Raw genomic sequence first — 15567 nt, forward strand, 5'->3', positions numbered from 1 at the left:
CCCCCCCCCCCCCCCCCCCCCCCCCCCCCCCCCCCCCCCCCCCCCCCCCCCCCCCCCCCCCCCCCCCCCCCCCCCCCCCCCCCCCCCCACGGTCCGACCGCCGGTACTCAGGCGCGCCCGTTACGGGCGGTCGTCGTCGGGTCGCTGTCCATCGCGGAGATTGGGTCGCCGTGCGGCTTGCCGCCGTCGGCCGGCATCGGCGTGACCGACTCGTGGGTGGCACCGCCGGCCGCCCGCATCGTGTCCAGCGCCTGACCCGGGTCGTACTCCTCCCACTGCGTGGCCTGGCGACGCCGTACCGCGATGGTGCCGATCGCGGCTCCCGCCGCGAGTACGCCGACGATCATCGGCCAGCGGCGGCGGCTGTGCTTGGCACGCTTCGACGGGGTGAGCTTCGCCTTCATCGCCGGCATCGCGGTCCGTTTCGCTGCCTTCATGTTCTTCATGTTCTTCATGTTCTTCGTCTTCGCCTTCCTGGTTGCCCTGCGGGCCCCGTCGGCGGCGGCCACCGCCAGCGGAGCCAGCGTGGCCATGGTCGCGGTCATGCCCTGGGACGCGGAGCCGCGTACCCGGTCAGCGGTGGGTGCCACCGCGTCCCGGGCGGCGTGGATCCGGGGTCCCACGGTGGCCCCCACGCCCCCGGCCGCGTGCGTCGCCGCCTGCATGAAATGATCAAGGCTCTCGCCGAGCTCTGCTCGGACGAGATCCCGCCGCCTGGCGCGCCTGGAGATCCTCAACACCGCTGCCTACCTCCTGTGCCGTCGTTACGCCGTCATCCTCCACCTTCGGGTGCCTCCGTGTGACCGGATCGGGCACATGGGAGGATCCGCATGGAACTGACCAACAACTGAGGAGTACCCGTGGCTGAGGCTGTCTACGCCACCTTGCACACCAACCATGGACCGATCCGGTTGGAGCTGTTCGCCAACCACGCACCGAAGACGGTCCGCAACTTCGTCGAGCTCGCCGAGGGCACCCGTGAGTACACCGACCCGCGTACCGGTCAGCCGGGCAGCGGTCCGTACTTCGACGGCACCATCTCGCACCGCGTGATCAGCGGGTTCATGGTCCAGATGGGCGACCCGACCGGCACCGGTCGGGGCGGTCCGGGCTACACGTTCGCCGACGAGTTCCACCCGGAGCTGCGCTTCGACCGGCCGTACCTGCTGGCGATGGCGAACGCCGGACCGGGCACCAACGGTTCGCAGTTCTTCATCACGGTCAGCGCGACCACCCACCTGAACAACCGGCACACGATCTTCGGTCAGGTGGCGGACCAGGACTCGGCGAAGGTCGTCGACTCGATCGCGAACACGCCGACCAACCCGGCGGACCGTCCGCTCAGCGACGTGGTGATCAACCGCGTGGAGATCGAGCGGGTCGGCTGAAGCCGACCGGTCACGAGGCGGCCGCCGCGAAACTCGCCGGGTAACCTTGGCGCTCATGAACGAGCACCGGGTTGCCGGCTCCGGCGCGGGTCGTCGTCCCCGGCGCGGTGAGGTGGCGTGCAGTGAGGTGGCGTGATGAGTGATCCGGCCCCGACGGTGCCGGTCTGCTACCGGCACACGTCCCGGGAGACCTGGGTCAGGTGCGCCCGGTGTGAGCGGCCGATCTGCCCCGACTGCATGCGGGACGCCGCGGTCGGGCACCAGTGCCCGGAGTGCGTCGCCGAAGGGCGACGGACCCAACGGTCGGCGCGCACTGCCTTCGGTGGCAGTGCCGCCGGCCAGCAGGGCACCGTCACCAAGGTCCTGATCGGCATCAACGCGGTCGTCGCCCTGATCGGGGTGGCGATCTCCGGCGGCGGCTCGCTGCTCGGTGCCGGGCTCTTCTCGGCCGCCGGGCGGCTGCACGCGTTCGGCGGGGTCATCGGCCCGGACGTCACCGTCCGGGCCAACGGCGCCGTCCTCGCCGGCGCGCTGCCCGGGTACGGCGACGTCTTCGTCGGCATCGACGGCGGCGGCGTCTACCGGCTGATCACCGCGATGTTCATCCACTACGGGCTGTTGCACCTGCTGTTCAACATGTGGGCGCTGTGGGTGCTCGGCCGCAACCTGGAGGCGGTGCTCGGACCGGCCCGGTTCCTGGCGCTGTATCTGATCGCCGGGCTCGGCGGCAACGTCGCGGCCTACCTGGTCGACCCGGGTGCGCTGTCCGCCGGTGCGTCCACTGCGGTCTTCGGCCTGTTCGCCGCGTTCTTCATCGTGCTGCGCCGGCTGAAGCGGGACACCTCAGCGGTGGTCGGCATCCTGGTGATCAACTTGATCCTGACCTTCACCGTGTCCAGCCTGTCGATCGCCGGTCACCTCGGCGGTCTGATCACCGGCGGGTTGATCGGGGTGATCCTGGCCTACGCTCCGCGTACCAACCGTACCGTCGTGCAGGCGGTCGGTGCCGGTGCCGTTCTGCTGTTCCTGATCCTGGTCACGGTGGCCCGGATAGCCCTGGTGCACGCCGGTTGACGGTCCGGGCGCGGCCGGGCACACGCTCTGCAGCGCAGCCCGCTGCAGTGCCGCCGCGACCTCGTCCGGCGAGGTACCGCCCAGTTCGTTGCCGCTGATCAGGTGGAGCGAGTCGCCCGCGTCGATCTCCAACAACTCGCTGCGGATGCCCCGGTGGCCGCGACGGTCCACGCTGATCGACTCGATCCGGTCCCAGGCGATGGTGTGCCGGCGGGAAAAACCGGTGATGACGCTGACCCCGTCCGGCCCGGCGGCCAGCCGTACCGGCACCACCAGGTCGCGGACCGCCCAGCCGACCAGGCCGGTGGCGGCAAGCAGCGCGAGGACCAGCCGGACCGGATCGCCGTCGCCGAGGAGCAGGCCGGCGGCACCGATCAGTACGGCGACCGCGATCTTGCCAGCCGGGACCTTGCCGGCGACCCGCCAGGTCAGCTCCGTGGGTTCGCTGTGCATCGGTCAAGGATGGCTGTGCACCGGCGGAGCATGCCAGTCGCGCGGGGCGAGGATGCCGGTCGCGCGGGGCGAGGATGCCGGTCGCGCTGGTCGCGGCGTACGATTCGGAAAACGAGGTTACCCGGGAGTAGGTAGGCATGAGGGACGCGGTCATCATCGGAGCGGTCCGGACCCCGATCGGGCGACGCAAGGGTGCCCTGGCGTCGGTGCATCCGGTCGAACTGTCCAGCCACGTGCTGCGGGCGCTCGCCGAGCGGATCGGTCTGGAACCGGCCGACGTCGACGACGTCGTCTGGGGCTGCGTGTTCCAGGCGGGCGACCAGAGCTGGAACATCGGGCGCAACGCCGTACTCGCGGCGGGCTGGCCGGAATCGGTGCCCGGCACCACCGTCGACCGGCAGTGCGGGTCCAGCCAGCAGGCGCTGCACTTCGCGGCCGCCACGGTGATCTCCGGGCAGGCCGACCTGGTGGTGGCCGGCGGCGTCGAGTCGATGACCCGGGTACCGATGGGGGCCAGCACCGGTGCCGGGCGGCCGTTCGGCGACCAGGTGCGGGACCGGTACCGAGGGGTCGACGGCGTCGTCGCGGATGATCCCGTCCCGTTCAACCAGGGGGTCGGCGCCGAGCTGATCGCGCGGCGCTGGGGGTTGTCGCGTACCGCGTTGGACGAGTTCGCGCTGACCAGCCACCAGCGGGCGGCGGCCGCCCAGGACGCCGGCGAGTTCGACGCTGAGATCGCGCCGGTGCCGGTCACCGGCGCCGACAAGTTCGGTGCCGACGAGGGCATCCGTCGGGACACCTCGCTGGCGAAGCTCGGTGAGCTGGCCACGCCGTTCCGGGCCGACGGGGTGGTGACCGCAGGCTCCGCGTCACAGATCTCCGACGGCGCGGCGGCGCTCGCGGTGACCACGTCGGAGTGGGCCCGGGCGCACGGCGTACGGCCGTTGGCGCGGGTGCACACCGCGGTGGTGGCCGGTGACGACCCGGTGATGATGCTGACCGCCCCGATTCCGGCGACGGCGAAGGCGTTGCGCCGGTCCGGGCTCGACCTGACCGACATCGGGGTGTACGAGGTCAACGAGGCGTTCGCTCCGGTTCCGCTCGCCTGGCTGGCCGAGACCGGTGCGGACCCGGCCCGGCTGAATCCGCACGGCGGTGCGATCGCGCTGGGCCATCCGCTCGGGGCCAGCGGTGCCCGGATCATGACCACGATGCTGCACCACATGCGCTCCAACGGCATCCGGTACGGGCTGCAGACGATGTGTGAGGGCGGCGGGATGGCCAACGCGACCATCGTGGAAATTCTGTAGCTGAAATTTCACCGTTACCCCGAGTCATTGCACATTGACGTGTCGTTAACACGACATGGACGTCTTCTCCCGCACGTTCCTGCCGGCGGCGGCTGAGACCGCCGTCCCGATCTCGACCACCAGTCGGCACATGCCGGTGTTCCGCCGCTGTGTCTCGCCCAACGAACGCACCGTGCTCGTCACCCGGTGCCAACGCCCCGACCAGCCGATGCAGGGTGACTACCTGCTCCTGTTGACCCGGCGGCGGCTGGTGGTGACCCAGGAGACGCTGCTGTGGCGCCGGCTACGGCTGCACCTCAACAGCGAACTGCGTCACCTCGACCACGTCACCTGGACCACCGATCCGCGGGCCGGCATCGTTGAACTGGCGGTCACTGCCGTCGACGGCATCCGGGAACGGTTCCTCATCAAGGCCGGCGACCCGGCGCGAGCCAGCCACATCGAAGCCCTGTTCGGCTACGCGTTCCTGGCCCGCCCGTTGGACGCCCGCAGTGGTGCCGCCGCCTGACTGGCAGGAACCGGCCGGCTGAAAGCGGCGTAGTCGTAGCGGCTGGTGGCCAGTCGGTCACGGACCGGCGATCGGTGACTGGATCGACCCGGAACAAGCCGAGCACTTCAACCACACCTCGCGGGTGCGGCCACTGATCAGGGCGAAGGTGAAGGCCTTGCCGGCACCGAGGCATTTCGGGCAGATCGGCGGCCGCCGTCGCCTTGGCCCCGGCAGATCATCTCTCTCGCCCATGGGGCGAGATTACCGCCCACCATTACTCCGAGTGGAGGTCGACCGCCGCCGAAAATCTCCCGGGCGACCTGGAGGCGCACCTGCGGCTCGCCGGGCCCGTCCGCCCGACGGGTTGGGCTAGTCTGGGTCCACTGCCACCGTACGCATTCGGAGACCACCGTGAAGCTCTCGATCCTCATGCCGGTCTACAACGAGGAGGCGCGGGTCGGCGATGCCCTCAAACAGGCGCTCGCTGTCGACTATCCGTGCGAGATCGAGTTCCTGGTCGTCGACGACGGCAGCCGCGACGGCACCGGTGCGATCCTGGAGAGCGTCGACGACGCACGGCTGCGGGTGATCACCCATCCCCGTAACGCCGGCAAGGGCGCGGCGATCAAGACCGCGGTGGATTCCGCCGAGGGTGACTACATGGTGATCCTCGACGCAGACCTGGAGTACGACCCGCAGGACATCCCGAAGCTGCTCGAGCCGGTGCTGGACGGTCGGGCCACGGTGGTCTACGGCAACCGGACCTTTGGCAGTCACAGCGCCTACAGCTTCTGGTACGTGATGGGCAACAAGGCCGTGACCACGGCGGCGAACGTGATGTTCAACTCCTACATCGGCGACCTGGAGACCTGCTTCAAGCTGCTGCCGCTGTCGTTGTACCGCTCACTCGACGTGCGCTCGCGCGGGTTCGGCATGGAGGCGGAGGTCACCGGCAAGCTGCTGCGTCGCCGGATCCGCCCGTACGAGGTACCGATCTCCTACCGGGCCCGGGGCCGGGAAGAAGGCAAGAAGATCACCTGGAAGGACGGGGTCGAGGCACTGTGGATCCTGGGTCGGGAGCGGACCAGGCGCCAGGAGCGTGCCGTCCCCGGCGCCTGAGCCCCGCCGTCTCCCGCCCCGCCGTCTCTCTGGTAAACCGCTGACGAATGCCGGTCAGCCGGTGACGAACCGGGTGACCGAGCGCCGCAGCCCGGCCGGATCCAGCCCGTGCCAGCGGTCATGGTCCGCCGCACTGCCGTACCGATGCAGGTCCTCCCGCCCGACGCCCAGCGACAGCAGCCGGTGCGGCCGGTCCGCCAGCGCCGCGCCGACCAGGTGACTCGACGTACCGGCCATATACGGCTCGACCAGCACCACCACCGGGTCGAGGTGATCGACGAGCATCCGTAGCCCGGTGACGTCGAACGGGCGCGGCGTGTTCGTGTACGCCACCGTCACGTCCAACCCGGTGACCGCGTCCAGCGTCGCATCGAGCATCGGGCCGACCGCGACGACCACCGGGGCTCCCCCGCTGCCCCGACGCACCGTCACCAGTCGACCCGACACCCCGTCACCGTGCGGGCTGCCGTTGCCCCGAGCGGCCAGCCGCAGGTAAACGGCGTCGTCGTGACCGGCCGCCGCCCGCAGCAACGGCCCGACCTCGTCCGGGTGGCCCGGTACGTGCACCGTCCACGACCCGGCCGTGTCCAGCAGCGCCACGTCACCAGGGGACATGTGGGTGCGGCCCTCCGCCGCCGCGTCGTACGACCCGCCGATGCTGACCAGCACCGCGCCGACGCCCTGGTGGTCGAGGTCGAGCTTGATCTGCTCGTACGCCCGGTCGACCAGGAACGGCGCGTAGGAGTGGGCGATGGTCCGCAGCCCGGTCAACGCCAGCCCGCCAGCCACGCCGATCATCAACTGTTCGCGGATGCCGACGTTGAGCACCCGGTCGGGGTGCCGGCGGGCGGCCGGGGCGAACGCCTCGGCCGAGATGTCGGCCAGCACCAACGCGGTACGCGGATCGTCGTCCAGCAGGCCGGTGGTGGCGCGGGTGAAGGCGTCACGCATGGCCGTTCTCCTTGCTACCCGAGGTGGTGTACTCGCCCGGCTCCGACGCGGCGTACTTGGCCGGGGTCCGGGCGACCACCAGGTGCGGGTGTACTCCGTCGTGTCCGGTCAACGCGTCGGTCAGTGCCTCGTGGTCGCGGCCGTCGACGATCGTCGTGGTCCAACCGTTGGCGCTGAACCGGCTGGCCAGCCCGCCGGGCCAGCCGTGGGTGGCCGAGTCGTTGTCGACGACGATCGCGGTCAGCTCGGCGAGCTGCCGGCTGCCGGCGTACGCGATCGCCTCGTGGTTCGACCCCTCGTCGAGCTCGGCGTCGCCGACCAGGACGTAGACCCGGGCTCCGCCGACCCGACCGGCCCGACCGACCCCGCCAGCCCCGCCGGCCCGATTGACCCCGCTGGCCTGGTCGGTCAGGCCCTGGGCGCGCAGACCGAGCAGCATGCCGACGCCGAGGCCGAGCCCGTGCCCGAGGGAGCCGGAGCCGATCTCCACCCCGGGCACCAGCAGCCGGTCCGGGTGGTGACCGAGCGGGCTGTCCGGCCCGGCCAGGTCGTCGAGCCAGGCGTCGGGGATGAACCCCTTAGCGGCGAGTACGGCGTAGTAGGCGGCCGGACCGTGCCCCTTGGAGAGCAGGAACCGGTCGCGGTCGGCGGCGTCGACGGTCTGCGGACTGATCCGCAGAATCCGGTCGTAGAGGACCCAGAGGACGTCCAACGTCGAGTTGGCGCTGGGCTCATGCTTCTCGTCGCCGGTGATCCGGCGCAGCAGCGGCGGAAGGGCCGCGTACCCGGTGTCGGTCGGCGGCTGATGCGGCGGCGCGACCGGGCTGGCTACGAAGGCTGGCATGCCCCTACCCTGCAAGTTGAAGTTGACTTCAACTCAAGGGTGGTGTGATGCAGCGGACACTGACCATCGGCGATCTGGCCGCCCGGTCCGGGGTGGCACCGTCGGCGCTGCGGTACTACGAGCGGATCGGGCTGATCCGAGCCGGTCGTACCGGCGGAAACCAACGCCGGTACGACCGCACCGAGCTGCGCCGGGTCGCGTTCATCCGGATCGCCCAGCAGATCGGGGTGCCGCTGGACGAGATCCGCCAGGCGCTGGACGAGCTGCCCGAGTCGCGTACCCCGACGAAGGCTGACTGGGCGCGGCTGTCCCAGCGCTGGCAGGCTCGGCTCGACGAACGGATCGCGCTGCTGACCCGGCTGCGCGACGACCTGACCGGGTGCATCGGCTGCGGCTGCCTGTCGCTGCGGTCGTGCACGCTGTACAACCCGGCCGACCGGCTGGCCGCCACCGGACCCGGTCCGCGCATCCTGCTCGATGGCGGCTAGCACTTGCCGCTCGAGGGCGGCTAGCGTTGCTCCGTCACCAGCAGCACCTTGCCCAGGTGGTCGCTGCTCTCGACGATCCGGTGCGCCTGCGCCGCCTGCGCCATCGGCATCCGGCGGTCGATGACCGGGCGGATCGCACCCGAGGCGACCAGCGGCCAGACCTGGTCGTGCACCCGGCGGACGATCTCCGCCTTTTCGGCGAGTGGCCGGGACCGCAGCGTGGTCGCGAAGATCGTGGCCCGCTTGGTCAGCAGCGCACCCAGGTTCAGCTCGGCGGTGCGGCCGCCCTGCAACCCGATGATCGTCAACCGGCCGCCGGTGGCCAGCGTCCGTACGTTGCGTTCCAGGTAGGCACCGCCGATGATGTCGAGGATCACGTCCACCCCGCCGTCACCGTCGCCGGTCAGCTCACGGGCGCGGGCGACGAAATCCTCCGTGGTGTAGTCGATCGTGTGGTGGGCGCCGAGCGCCCGCAGCTGTTCATGCTTGGCCGCGCGGGCGGTGGTCAGCACGGTCGCGCCGAGCGCCGCACCGAGCTGGATGGCGAAGGTGCCGATCCCGCTGCCGCCGCCGTGCACCAGCAGCGACTCGCCGGCCCGCAGCCCGGCCAGCTTGACCACGTTCGACCAGACGGTGCAGGCCACCTCGGGCAGCGCGGCGGCGTCGACCAGGCTCAACCCGGCCGGCACCGGCAGCAGCTGCCCGGCGGGCACGGCGACCCGCTCGGCGTACCCGCCGCCGGCCAGCAGCGCGCACACCTGGTCGCCGACCTTGTGGTGGGAGACGTCCGCGCCGACCGCGCTGATCACCCCGGAGCATTCCAACCCGAGGTACGGCGACGCGCCCGGCGGCGGTGGGTAGTGTCCCTGCCGTTGCAGCAGGTCGGCCCGGTTGACGGCGGTTGCGGCGACGTCGACGATCACCTCGTCCGGGCACGGGGAGGGGTCGGGCACCTCGGCCCGGACCAGGGCGTCGGGTCCGCCGGGCTGCGGCACGGTGATCGCGTACATGGGATAAGTCTTACCGGGTCGGCCCGTGTGCCGCCTGGCGAACCCGGCTGGTGAATCCTGATGGCGCCCTCGGCTACCGCCGCGTTAACCTGCGGCGCGGAGTGCCGTCGGACGTCCGTGGCACACTAGGGCACAGTGACGCGGTGGCCGACCGTCCCCGGCCCGCCGCACCGGGAGGGCTCGCCTAGTGGCCGATGGCGCTGGTCTTGAAAACCGGTAAGGCAGCAATGTCTTCGTGGGTTCGAATCCCACGCCCTCCGCTCCGACAAGCAAGAACGCCCTCTGACAGAGCCAACTCCGGTCAGGGGGCGTCTTCGTGATGCGTGAACATCGCGACGAGTCATACACCAGGAACCTCATCCGGCGCTCATGAGGTATCTGGTGTATGACTCGCCGAGTCTCCGTGCGCGAGGTTGCGGGCGACGTGGCAGGCGATCTCGCGGAGTACGTCGATCTGGTGGTCGGTGAGGCCGTCGATGACGTACCGGCGGACGGCGGCGACGTGCCCGGGGGCGGCGGCAACGACCAACTCCCAGCCGGCGTCGGTGAGTACGGCAGTCGTGTAGCGGGGGTTGTCGGCGTCGGGCTCGCGCCGCAGCAGACCGCGTCGTTCCAGGCGTTTGACGACGTTCGACAGCCGGGACAGCGAGCTGGAGAGCTGACCGGCCAGGTCGCTCAGGCGCAGGGTGCGGCCGGGTGTCATGGACAGGACGCTGAGCGCGAAGTAGTCGAACAGCGTGAAGTCGTTGTCCCGCAGCAGCTGAGCATCGAGCGCGCTGGGCAGGTTGAACATGAGCTTAGCCAGGGCCAACCATGCTTCGCGCTCGCGGTCGGTCAGCCACTGGGGTTCGTCTGGCACAAGCCCAAGCGTACGTCTGCGGTTCACCGTTGAAGTGACGGATGTCTCAACCAGTTCAAGCTTGAACCAAAGCCAGCTACCGTCGAGCTTCAAGCTTGAACCTACGAGCATCTGGAGTAGTGGTGACCCTGTTCCGGCTGGACGCCAGCATCCGTACGCACGGTTCCGCAAGCCGCGAGATCGCCGACATCGTCGAGCAGGAGTGGCGCGCCGCCCACCCCGGCGACCCGGTGGTGGCCCGCCATGTCGGTGTCGACACTCTGCCCTCGACCGTCTGGGCGGCTGCGGTGACCGCCGGCATGACACCGGCCGAGGAGCAGACCGCCGAGCAGCGCGACGCCGTCGTTCTCGCCGCGACACTCGTGGACGAACTGATCACCGCCGACGCGATCCTGTTCGCCGTACCGCTCTACAACTACGGCGTCTCCCAGCACTTCAAGACGTACCTCGATGTGGTCCTGGCCGATCCACGGGCGACCGGGGTCCCGTTCCTCGCCGGAAAGCCGGTCGTGCTCGCCACGGTCCGTGGCGGCGCGTACGGACCGGGCACCCCACGGGAGGGCTGGGACCACTCCACGCCGTACCTGCGGCGGGTCATCGCCGACTGCTGGGGTGCTGAGCTCACGGTGGTGGAACGTGAGTTCACCCTGGTCGGGGTCAACCCCGCGCTGGACTCCTTCACGGACGAAGCGGCGCAGTTGCACGCCGGAGCGCTGCAGGCCGCCCGGGAGGCCGGTCGTGCCCTGGGCGCGCTGCCCGTCCCGGCCTGAACATGAAGGATGGCTGATTGTCCAACAGGCACCTTGCCGCTTCGGACATTCGCCGCCGCCGTTGGGTCCGAGCTGGACCGAGCCGGAGGTATGACGAAGAAGGATGATCGGATACCTCCGATGGCCCTGGTCGCCGGAAACTGTCCCTCTTCGACTGCTGTGAGCCATCGATGCCGACCGGCACACTTCGCCGGTGACCTATCCAGCGCGCGACATCAACCAGCGTCCGTTGCCCACCACCGGTGCCGGGCGGCTCGGCCCCGGCCAGAAGGCAGCCGCCTACCTCGGCGTCGGTCTGGCGGTCTTCGTCCTGCTCTGCGGCGGCAGCTCGTTCCTGGCCAGCCTGGTCTCCTCGGAGCCGCAGGCCACCGGTGACAAGCTCACCGCGCTCAGCGGAAGTGGCGCTGACGGCGACCGGTCGGCACCGGCGACCTCCGCCGTGGCGGGCGGTTCGACCTCGGCCAGCCCGACCGCCTCGCCGACCGCCTCCCCGACCCCGAGCCCGAGCCCGTCCCCGACGGCCTCCGTCCCGAGCGTTGCGCAGCCGAAGGTGGAGACGAAGACGGTGACCGAGACGCGGGAGATTCCCTTCAAGGAGAAGCGTGTCGACGACCCCAATCTCGCCAAGGGCAAGACGAAGGTGAAGACCGCGGGTGTCACCGGCGTGAAGACGCTGACCTACCGGGTGACCTACACCGACGGGGTGCAGACCGCCAAGGAACTGATCAGTGAGAAGGTGACGAAGCAGCCGGTCACCAAGGTGGTGCTGGTCGGCACCAAGATCACCCAGCAGTGCCACCCCAGCTACACCGGCGCCTGCGTACCGTTCGCCAGCGATGTCGACTGTGCCGGCGGCAGCGGCAACGGTCCGGCGTACGTCAGCGGGCCGGTGCGGGTCGTCGGATCCGACGTCTACGGCCTGGACCGCGACGGCGACGGCGTCGCCTGCGAGTGATGCCGGGCGGACGGCCTACGGGATCACCCAGATCCGGGCCCACAGCCAGTAGACCAACGACACCAGCGCCATGATCGCGACGAAGGCCAGCGGCACCGCGACCAACGCGGTCAGGATCGGAAACCGGCGGTGCAGCCGCTGTCGCCGCTACAAGCGCCACCGGGCCTGGTGGACCCCAGTCCCCCCGGGCAGGCGCAGCGCGGCAAGCGTCGCCCGCCGCCGCCAGGTGACCCGGACCGGCTCCGGGTCGCGGATCCAGTCCGGCAGGGTGACCTGCTGCCGGCCACGCCGGGGCTGACCTACCTCGCCGGTACGCGGACCGGCAGCGTCGCTGCGGTCGCCGGACATGTCGGCCATGGCTTCCTCGCTGATCGAAGGGTGTTGGCGTCGGCGATGCCGAACCCATGGCCCGATGGTGACAGCGGTACGCCAGTCTGTCGTGATCATTCTTCCTGGTCAGGCCGCCCAGACGAGACAGAAGGGGTGGCCGACGGGGTCGGCGTAGACGCGCCAGCCGGGGCCGGCACCGTCGAGTCGGGTGGCGCCGGTGGCGAGGGCGGCATGTTCGGCGGCATCTACGCCCTGGACCTGCACGTCGAGGTGGATCTGCTGCGGGTACGCCGGGTCCGGCCAGCGGGGCGCGGCGTACTGCTCGACCTGCTGAAACAGGACGGGCTGCGCACCCTGTTCGCCGATCATGGCGATACCGTCCCCCTCGTAGGTCACCGGTTTGCCGAGCAGTCCCGCGTAGAAGTGGCTCAACTCCTTGGCGTCGGGGCAGTCGAGCATGACGCCCGCCAGAGTGGTCTGCGGCTCGTCGGCTTTCAGACACAGGCAGAACGGGTGGCCGGCCGGGTCGGCGAGGGTGTGCCACCGTTCGTCGCGGCGCAGCAGGCTGGCACCGAGCTGCTGGGCGCGTTCCGCCGCCGCGTCGATGTCCGACACCTGGAAGTCGAGGTGGGCCTGCTGCGGCCGGTCCTGGCCGGGCCAGTCCGGCGGTACGTGGTCGACGGCCTGTTGCAGCCCGATCCGCCAACCGTCGTCGGTGACGAGGGTGATCCAGTCGTCGTCATCGTCACCGGTGGGGCGGCGTCGCCAGCCGGCGAGCTGTTCGTAGAAGGTGGCCAGGCGGTCGATGTCCGGCGCGTCGATCGCCACGGCCCGCAGTGAGCCGACCGCCTGCCGGTTCGGTTCGGTGGTCATTCCCCTGATCCTGCCGATCCCGGTGCCGACCCGCCACCGGAATTCGGCGTTGGTCGTTCTGCGCAAGCGAGCGCTGCGCGGGCATCCTGCGCGGCGGAGTATGGAGTAGCCATGCGCTGTGCTAGATCACGTACTCCGCGTGCGGGGTAGCGCGATTCCAGATGTCGTCGAACGCCAGCGAGTACCGCGCCGCGAGCGCCATGTCGTCTAGCTGCTGATGCCGCAGGTTGCCGCCGTATCCGTCAAAGTGGTTGATCACGATAACGGCCTTGTCGAAGATCCAGAAGTCTACCGCCGGAACAAGCATCCCAACCGCGCGACTACGGGGGAGCCATCGGACCTCTTCGCCGCTGGCGATGTTGAACGGCCCCGTCACGTCGTACTCGTACCGGACGTAGTCCGTGGCCGGCTCAGAGACGATGCGGGCACGTCGGACCTCGACGCCCCGCGCCGTGGTCTCACTCATCATCGCGAACCACTCGCTCCAACGTTCCGCCGGATCGAAGCGGTTCCCGTCACACCAGTTGAGCCAGTCGGGATCGTCCGGCTCGTAACCATCGCGCATCTCCAGGTGGATAGCCGAGTGAACCGCGTTCTCAAACAGCTGCGGCAGGATCGCCACCCATGACCCCCTTCAAGTACGGAAGCAGTCGCGCCGGAAGGCGGACCACGGTCTCATGCGCCGGCACCGGGCCGGTCACCTGAACCCTTACCTCAACTGCCCGGTGCGGCGTCGCCTGTCGACGATCGAAGCCACTCAAGGCACGCTGCTGATCCTGCCACGATCGCGGTAGCGGTGATCTGCGGGTTTTGCCAGGGATGGTGTGCGAGTAGATGGCGCTCCAAGGCTTCGTAGCGGGTTGCCGTGGTATTGAGTAGCACCTGCCACTCTTCGCCCTCGCCTTGACTGCCCAGGTGCCAGAAGACGCTGATCAGGGGGCCGATCACCTGTGCGTTCCCGGCCAGGCGAGCACCCACTACCGATCGGGCGAGGGCTACTGCCGCATCGCGCGTCTCGACTGCGATCGACACCTGTAGATAGTCGCTCATGGTCTGAGGTTAGCGCCCACCCGACGTACCGAATCACGAGCGACAGTTGATCATCACCTCACGGTACGGTTGGCAGCGGCGGTCGATGCGGCGGTGCCGGATTCCGTACGGCCGGGGGCGCGGGTTCGGGAGGCGGCGCGATGAGTCCGACGGTGGGCGACAACGTAGGGCGGCTACGTCGACTCGGGGGACTCACTCAGGAGCAGTTGGCTGAGGCCGCCGGGCTCGCGGTCGAGACGATCCAGAAGCTGGAGCAGAACAAGCCGGGATCACCACGGATGTCGACCTTGCGAGCGATCGCCGCTGCGCTTGCCGTGCCGACCTCCGTACTGGTCGGGCCTCGTGTCGCCAGCTCGGCGGCCGGTGCCGGGACCGATGACGACGAGATCGCGGTTGGCCTGCTACGGCGGGCGCTGACTCCGGCCCGTGGCTTGAGCGGGATGACCGTCGGTGATGTCTCGACAAATGCGCCGACAGTGCGAGAACTGCAGATGTCGATTGCCGAGATTGACCGGATCTACCATGGTGACGACTACGCCAGCGCGCTGGCCCGGCTGCCGGTGCTGATCGGTGAGGCGCGCAGCCTTGTCGATGCGAACTCCGGCGACCAGCGGGCTGCTGGCGCGGGGCAGCTCGCTCAGGCGTACCAGATCGCCGGGACGGCGTTGATCCAGCTACGGCGTTTCGATCTTGCCTATCATGCGCTGAGTCTCGCGCTCGATGTCGCGGACGAGTCCGGAGACGAACTGATCGCCGCGTCAGTCGTCACCACGATGTGTTGGCTGTTCCTTCGGCAGGGCCGGTTCGACGAGGCAGAGCGGTTGGCCCTCGCCACGGCGGACGCGATCGAGCCACGTTTTTCCCGTACGGACCCGACCCGGTTGGCGGTCTGGGGCTGGCTCATGCTGCGTGGGTCGGCTGCCGCGATCCGTGATGGTCGCGCCGACGACGCCGGAGAAATGCTCGACGCCGCCGGTGCGGCGGCGGTCCGGATCGGCGAGCAGCTACCGGCAGACGTGGCTCTCCGCATGCCGGTGACCATGGGTGCCTTCTGCCCGGTGACCGTGGAGATGAAGCGGGTGGAGATGTCGGTCGTAGCGGGCGACCCCGTCACGGCGCTCGCGCTGGCGGGGCGCGTACCTCCGGGGAGCGGCCGGGCCACGTCGGACAACCGGAATCGTCACCAGCTCGACCGTGCCTGGGCCAACGCCGAGCGAGGCGACCTGGTCGAAGCGACGCGCATTCTGGCCGGGCTCCGAGTGGTATCGCCCACCTGGTTGCGACATCAGCGGTACGCCCGGGACATCGTCACCACGATCCTGACCCGCCGCAGTCGGCCGGTGAGTCAGGAGTTGGTCGCGCTGGCTGACCTGCTGGGCGCGGGGTCCTGAGCATCCTTCACGGATCGCGCATGCCCGCATCGAGGGCATGATCGACGCCGTCGCCTCGGACGCGATGCGGTAGGCGATCAGTCGATCCTGCGCCGCTGCGGAGGCGAGCGCGTCGGTCACATCCGGCGGCGACAATGTGATCATCACCGTGCGGTACGGTTGTCAGCGGCGAGCGTCGAAGCATCGCTGACGTGGCGCTGATCTTTTGGCGA

Annotated in this window: 18 protein-coding genes, 1 tRNA gene and 1 pseudogene; 10 read left to right on the forward strand and 10 right to left on the reverse strand. The window is 69.8% G+C overall.

Features of this window, described 5'->3' with window-relative positions; all coding sequences use genetic code 11:
* Positions 1–107: 107 nt before the first annotated feature.
* A complete protein-coding gene (locus ACXAHD_RS12345) occupies positions 108–623 on the reverse strand; it encodes a hypothetical protein (protein ID WP_475050524.1) in 516 nt (171 codons plus the stop codon).
* Between the two features lie 237 nt (positions 624–860).
* On the opposite strand from ACXAHD_RS12345, the gene ACXAHD_RS12350 reads away from it, so the two are divergent.
* Both ACXAHD_RS12350 and ACXAHD_RS12355 read left to right on the forward strand, forming a co-directional pair.
* Positions 861–1388, forward strand: coding sequence for a peptidylprolyl isomerase (locus ACXAHD_RS12350; protein WP_281552572.1), 528 nt, complete (start codon positions 861–863; stop codon positions 1386–1388).
* A 135-nt stretch (positions 1389–1523) separates the two neighbouring features.
* On the forward strand, positions 1524–2462 hold the full coding sequence (locus ACXAHD_RS12355) for a rhomboid family intramembrane serine protease (RefSeq protein WP_281552573.1): 939 nt from the start codon (positions 1524–1526) through the stop codon (positions 2460–2462).
* A 48-nt stretch (positions 2463–2510) separates the two neighbouring features.
* Here ACXAHD_RS12355 and ACXAHD_RS12360 read toward each other — a convergent pair.
* Positions 2511–2915: pseudogene (locus ACXAHD_RS12360) on the reverse strand (PH domain-containing protein); the annotation flags it as partial.
* A gap of 137 nt (positions 2916–3052) precedes the next feature.
* Between ACXAHD_RS12360 and ACXAHD_RS12365 the strand changes: the two are divergent.
* From ACXAHD_RS12365 to ACXAHD_RS12375, 3 genes are all read left to right on the forward strand, one after another.
* Positions 3053–4225, forward strand: coding sequence for a thiolase family protein (locus ACXAHD_RS12365; protein ID WP_289211832.1), 1173 nt, complete (start codon positions 3053–3055; stop codon positions 4223–4225).
* 55 nt (positions 4226–4280) lie between these two features.
* Entirely contained in the window at positions 4281–4733 is a 453-nt protein-coding gene (locus ACXAHD_RS12370) for a hypothetical protein (RefSeq protein WP_278172483.1), read from the forward strand.
* Positions 4734–5126: 393 nt separating this feature from the next.
* The gene (locus ACXAHD_RS12375) at positions 5127–5834 is read left to right on the forward strand and encodes a glycosyltransferase family 2 protein (RefSeq protein WP_289211834.1); all 708 of its coding nucleotides are present in this window, start codon (positions 5127–5129) and stop codon (positions 5832–5834) included.
* A gap of 54 nt (positions 5835–5888) precedes the next feature.
* Here the strand turns inward: ACXAHD_RS12375 and ACXAHD_RS12380 are convergent, their stop codons facing one another.
* Positions 5889–6785: a transketolase family protein gene (locus tag ACXAHD_RS12380; protein ID WP_475050533.1), complete on the reverse strand. Its 897-nt coding sequence runs from the start codon at positions 6783–6785 to the stop codon at positions 5889–5891.
* Entirely contained in the window at positions 6778–7629 is an 852-nt protein-coding gene (locus ACXAHD_RS12385) for a transketolase (protein ID WP_475050535.1), read from the reverse strand. The genes ACXAHD_RS12380 and ACXAHD_RS12385 overlap by 8 nt, the downstream gene beginning before the upstream one ends.
* Positions 7630–7676: 47 nt before the next feature.
* Here ACXAHD_RS12385 and soxR point away from each other — a divergent pair, with 47 nt between their 5' ends.
* Entirely contained in the window at positions 7677–8117 is a 441-nt protein-coding gene (gene soxR, locus ACXAHD_RS12390; RefSeq protein WP_281552578.1) for a redox-sensitive transcriptional activator SoxR, read from the forward strand.
* 20 nt (positions 8118–8137) lie between these two features.
* Here soxR and ACXAHD_RS12395 read toward each other — a convergent pair whose 3' ends face one another.
* A complete protein-coding gene (locus ACXAHD_RS12395; protein ID WP_281552579.1) occupies positions 8138–9127 on the reverse strand; it encodes an NAD(P)H-quinone oxidoreductase in 990 nt (329 codons plus the stop codon).
* A gap of 173 nt (positions 9128–9300) precedes the next feature.
* Here ACXAHD_RS12395 and ACXAHD_RS12400 point away from each other — a divergent pair.
* Positions 9301–9387, forward strand: a tRNA-Ser gene (locus ACXAHD_RS12400).
* Between the two features lie 107 nt (positions 9388–9494).
* Here ACXAHD_RS12400 and ACXAHD_RS12405 read toward each other — a convergent pair.
* Positions 9495–9986 carry a MarR family transcriptional regulator gene (locus ACXAHD_RS12405; protein WP_475050539.1) on the reverse strand — a complete coding sequence of 164 codons (492 nt, stop codon included), beginning with the start codon at positions 9984–9986 and terminating at the stop codon, positions 9495–9497.
* A 122-nt stretch (positions 9987–10108) separates the two neighbouring features.
* On the opposite strand from ACXAHD_RS12405, the gene ACXAHD_RS12410 reads away from it, so the two are divergent.
* Positions 10109–10756 carry an FMN-dependent NADH-azoreductase gene (locus ACXAHD_RS12410; protein ID WP_281552581.1) on the forward strand — a complete coding sequence of 216 codons (648 nt, stop codon included), beginning with the start codon at positions 10109–10111 and terminating at the stop codon, positions 10754–10756.
* Positions 10757–10949: 193 nt separating this feature from the next.
* Entirely contained in the window at positions 10950–11711 is a 762-nt protein-coding gene (locus tag ACXAHD_RS12415) for a G5 domain-containing protein (RefSeq protein WP_281552582.1), read from the forward strand.
* Between the two features lie 147 nt (positions 11712–11858).
* Here the strand turns inward: ACXAHD_RS12415 and ACXAHD_RS12420 are convergent, their stop codons facing one another.
* From ACXAHD_RS12420 to cutA, 4 genes are all read right to left on the reverse strand, one after another.
* Positions 11859–12068, reverse strand: coding sequence for a hypothetical protein (locus tag ACXAHD_RS12420; protein WP_475050542.1), 210 nt, complete (start codon positions 12066–12068; stop codon positions 11859–11861).
* 99 nt (positions 12069–12167) lie between these two features.
* Complete coding sequence (locus tag ACXAHD_RS12425; protein WP_475050545.1) at positions 12168–12914, reverse strand: VOC family protein; 747 nt, start codon at positions 12912–12914, stop codon at positions 12168–12170.
* Between the two features lie 121 nt (positions 12915–13035).
* Positions 13036–13536 (reverse strand): DUF6879 family protein, encoded by a 501-nt coding sequence (locus ACXAHD_RS12430; RefSeq protein WP_475050547.1) that lies wholly within the window; start codon positions 13534–13536, stop codon positions 13036–13038.
* 92 nt (positions 13537–13628) lie between these two features.
* Positions 13629–13964 (reverse strand): divalent-cation tolerance protein CutA, encoded by a 336-nt coding sequence (cutA, locus tag ACXAHD_RS12435; RefSeq protein WP_475050552.1) that lies wholly within the window; start codon positions 13962–13964, stop codon positions 13629–13631.
* A gap of 140 nt (positions 13965–14104) precedes the next feature.
* Here cutA and ACXAHD_RS12440 point away from each other — a divergent pair, with 140 nt between their 5' ends.
* On the forward strand, positions 14105–15355 hold the full coding sequence (locus ACXAHD_RS12440) for a helix-turn-helix domain-containing protein (RefSeq protein WP_475050555.1): 1251 nt from the start codon (positions 14105–14107) through the stop codon (positions 15353–15355).
* The last annotated feature ends 212 nt before the right edge of the window (positions 15356–15567 follow it).

The sequence above is a fragment of the Micromonospora sp. ABR4_055 genome (assembly GCF_056160425.1).

Excerpts from the sequence above, each read along its gene's own strand:
- ACXAHD_RS12380 (WP_475050533.1), bottom strand. The coding sequence starts at position 6,785 with ATGCGTGACGCCTTCACCCGCGCCACCACCGGCCTGCTGGACGACGAT.
- ACXAHD_RS12420 (WP_475050542.1), bottom strand. The coding sequence starts at position 12,068 with ATGGCCGACATGTCCGGCGACCGCAGCGACGCTGCCGGTCCGCGTACC.
- ACXAHD_RS12395 (WP_281552579.1), bottom strand. The coding sequence starts at position 9,127 with ATGTACGCGATCACCGTGCCGCAGCCCGGCGGACCCGACGCCCTGGTC.
- ACXAHD_RS12355 (WP_281552573.1), top strand. The coding sequence starts at position 1,524 with ATGAGTGATCCGGCCCCGACGGTGCCGGTCTGCTACCGGCACACGTCC.
- ACXAHD_RS12370 (WP_278172483.1), top strand. The coding sequence starts at position 4,281 with ATGGACGTCTTCTCCCGCACGTTCCTGCCGGCGGCGGCTGAGACCGCC.
- soxR (WP_281552578.1), top strand. The coding sequence starts at position 7,677 with ATGCAGCGGACACTGACCATCGGCGATCTGGCCGCCCGGTCCGGGGTG.
- ACXAHD_RS12365 (WP_289211832.1), top strand. The coding sequence starts at position 3,053 with ATGAGGGACGCGGTCATCATCGGAGCGGTCCGGACCCCGATCGGGCGA.
- ACXAHD_RS12440 (WP_475050555.1), top strand. The coding sequence starts at position 14,105 with ATGAGTCCGACGGTGGGCGACAACGTAGGGCGGCTACGTCGACTCGGG.
- ACXAHD_RS12385 (WP_475050535.1), bottom strand. The coding sequence starts at position 7,629 with ATGCCAGCCTTCGTAGCCAGCCCGGTCGCGCCGCCGCATCAGCCGCCG.
- ACXAHD_RS12425 (WP_475050545.1), bottom strand. The coding sequence starts at position 12,914 with ATGACCACCGAACCGAACCGGCAGGCGGTCGGCTCACTGCGGGCCGTG.
- cutA (WP_475050552.1), bottom strand. The coding sequence starts at position 13,964 with ATGAGCGACTATCTACAGGTGTCGATCGCAGTCGAGACGCGCGATGCG.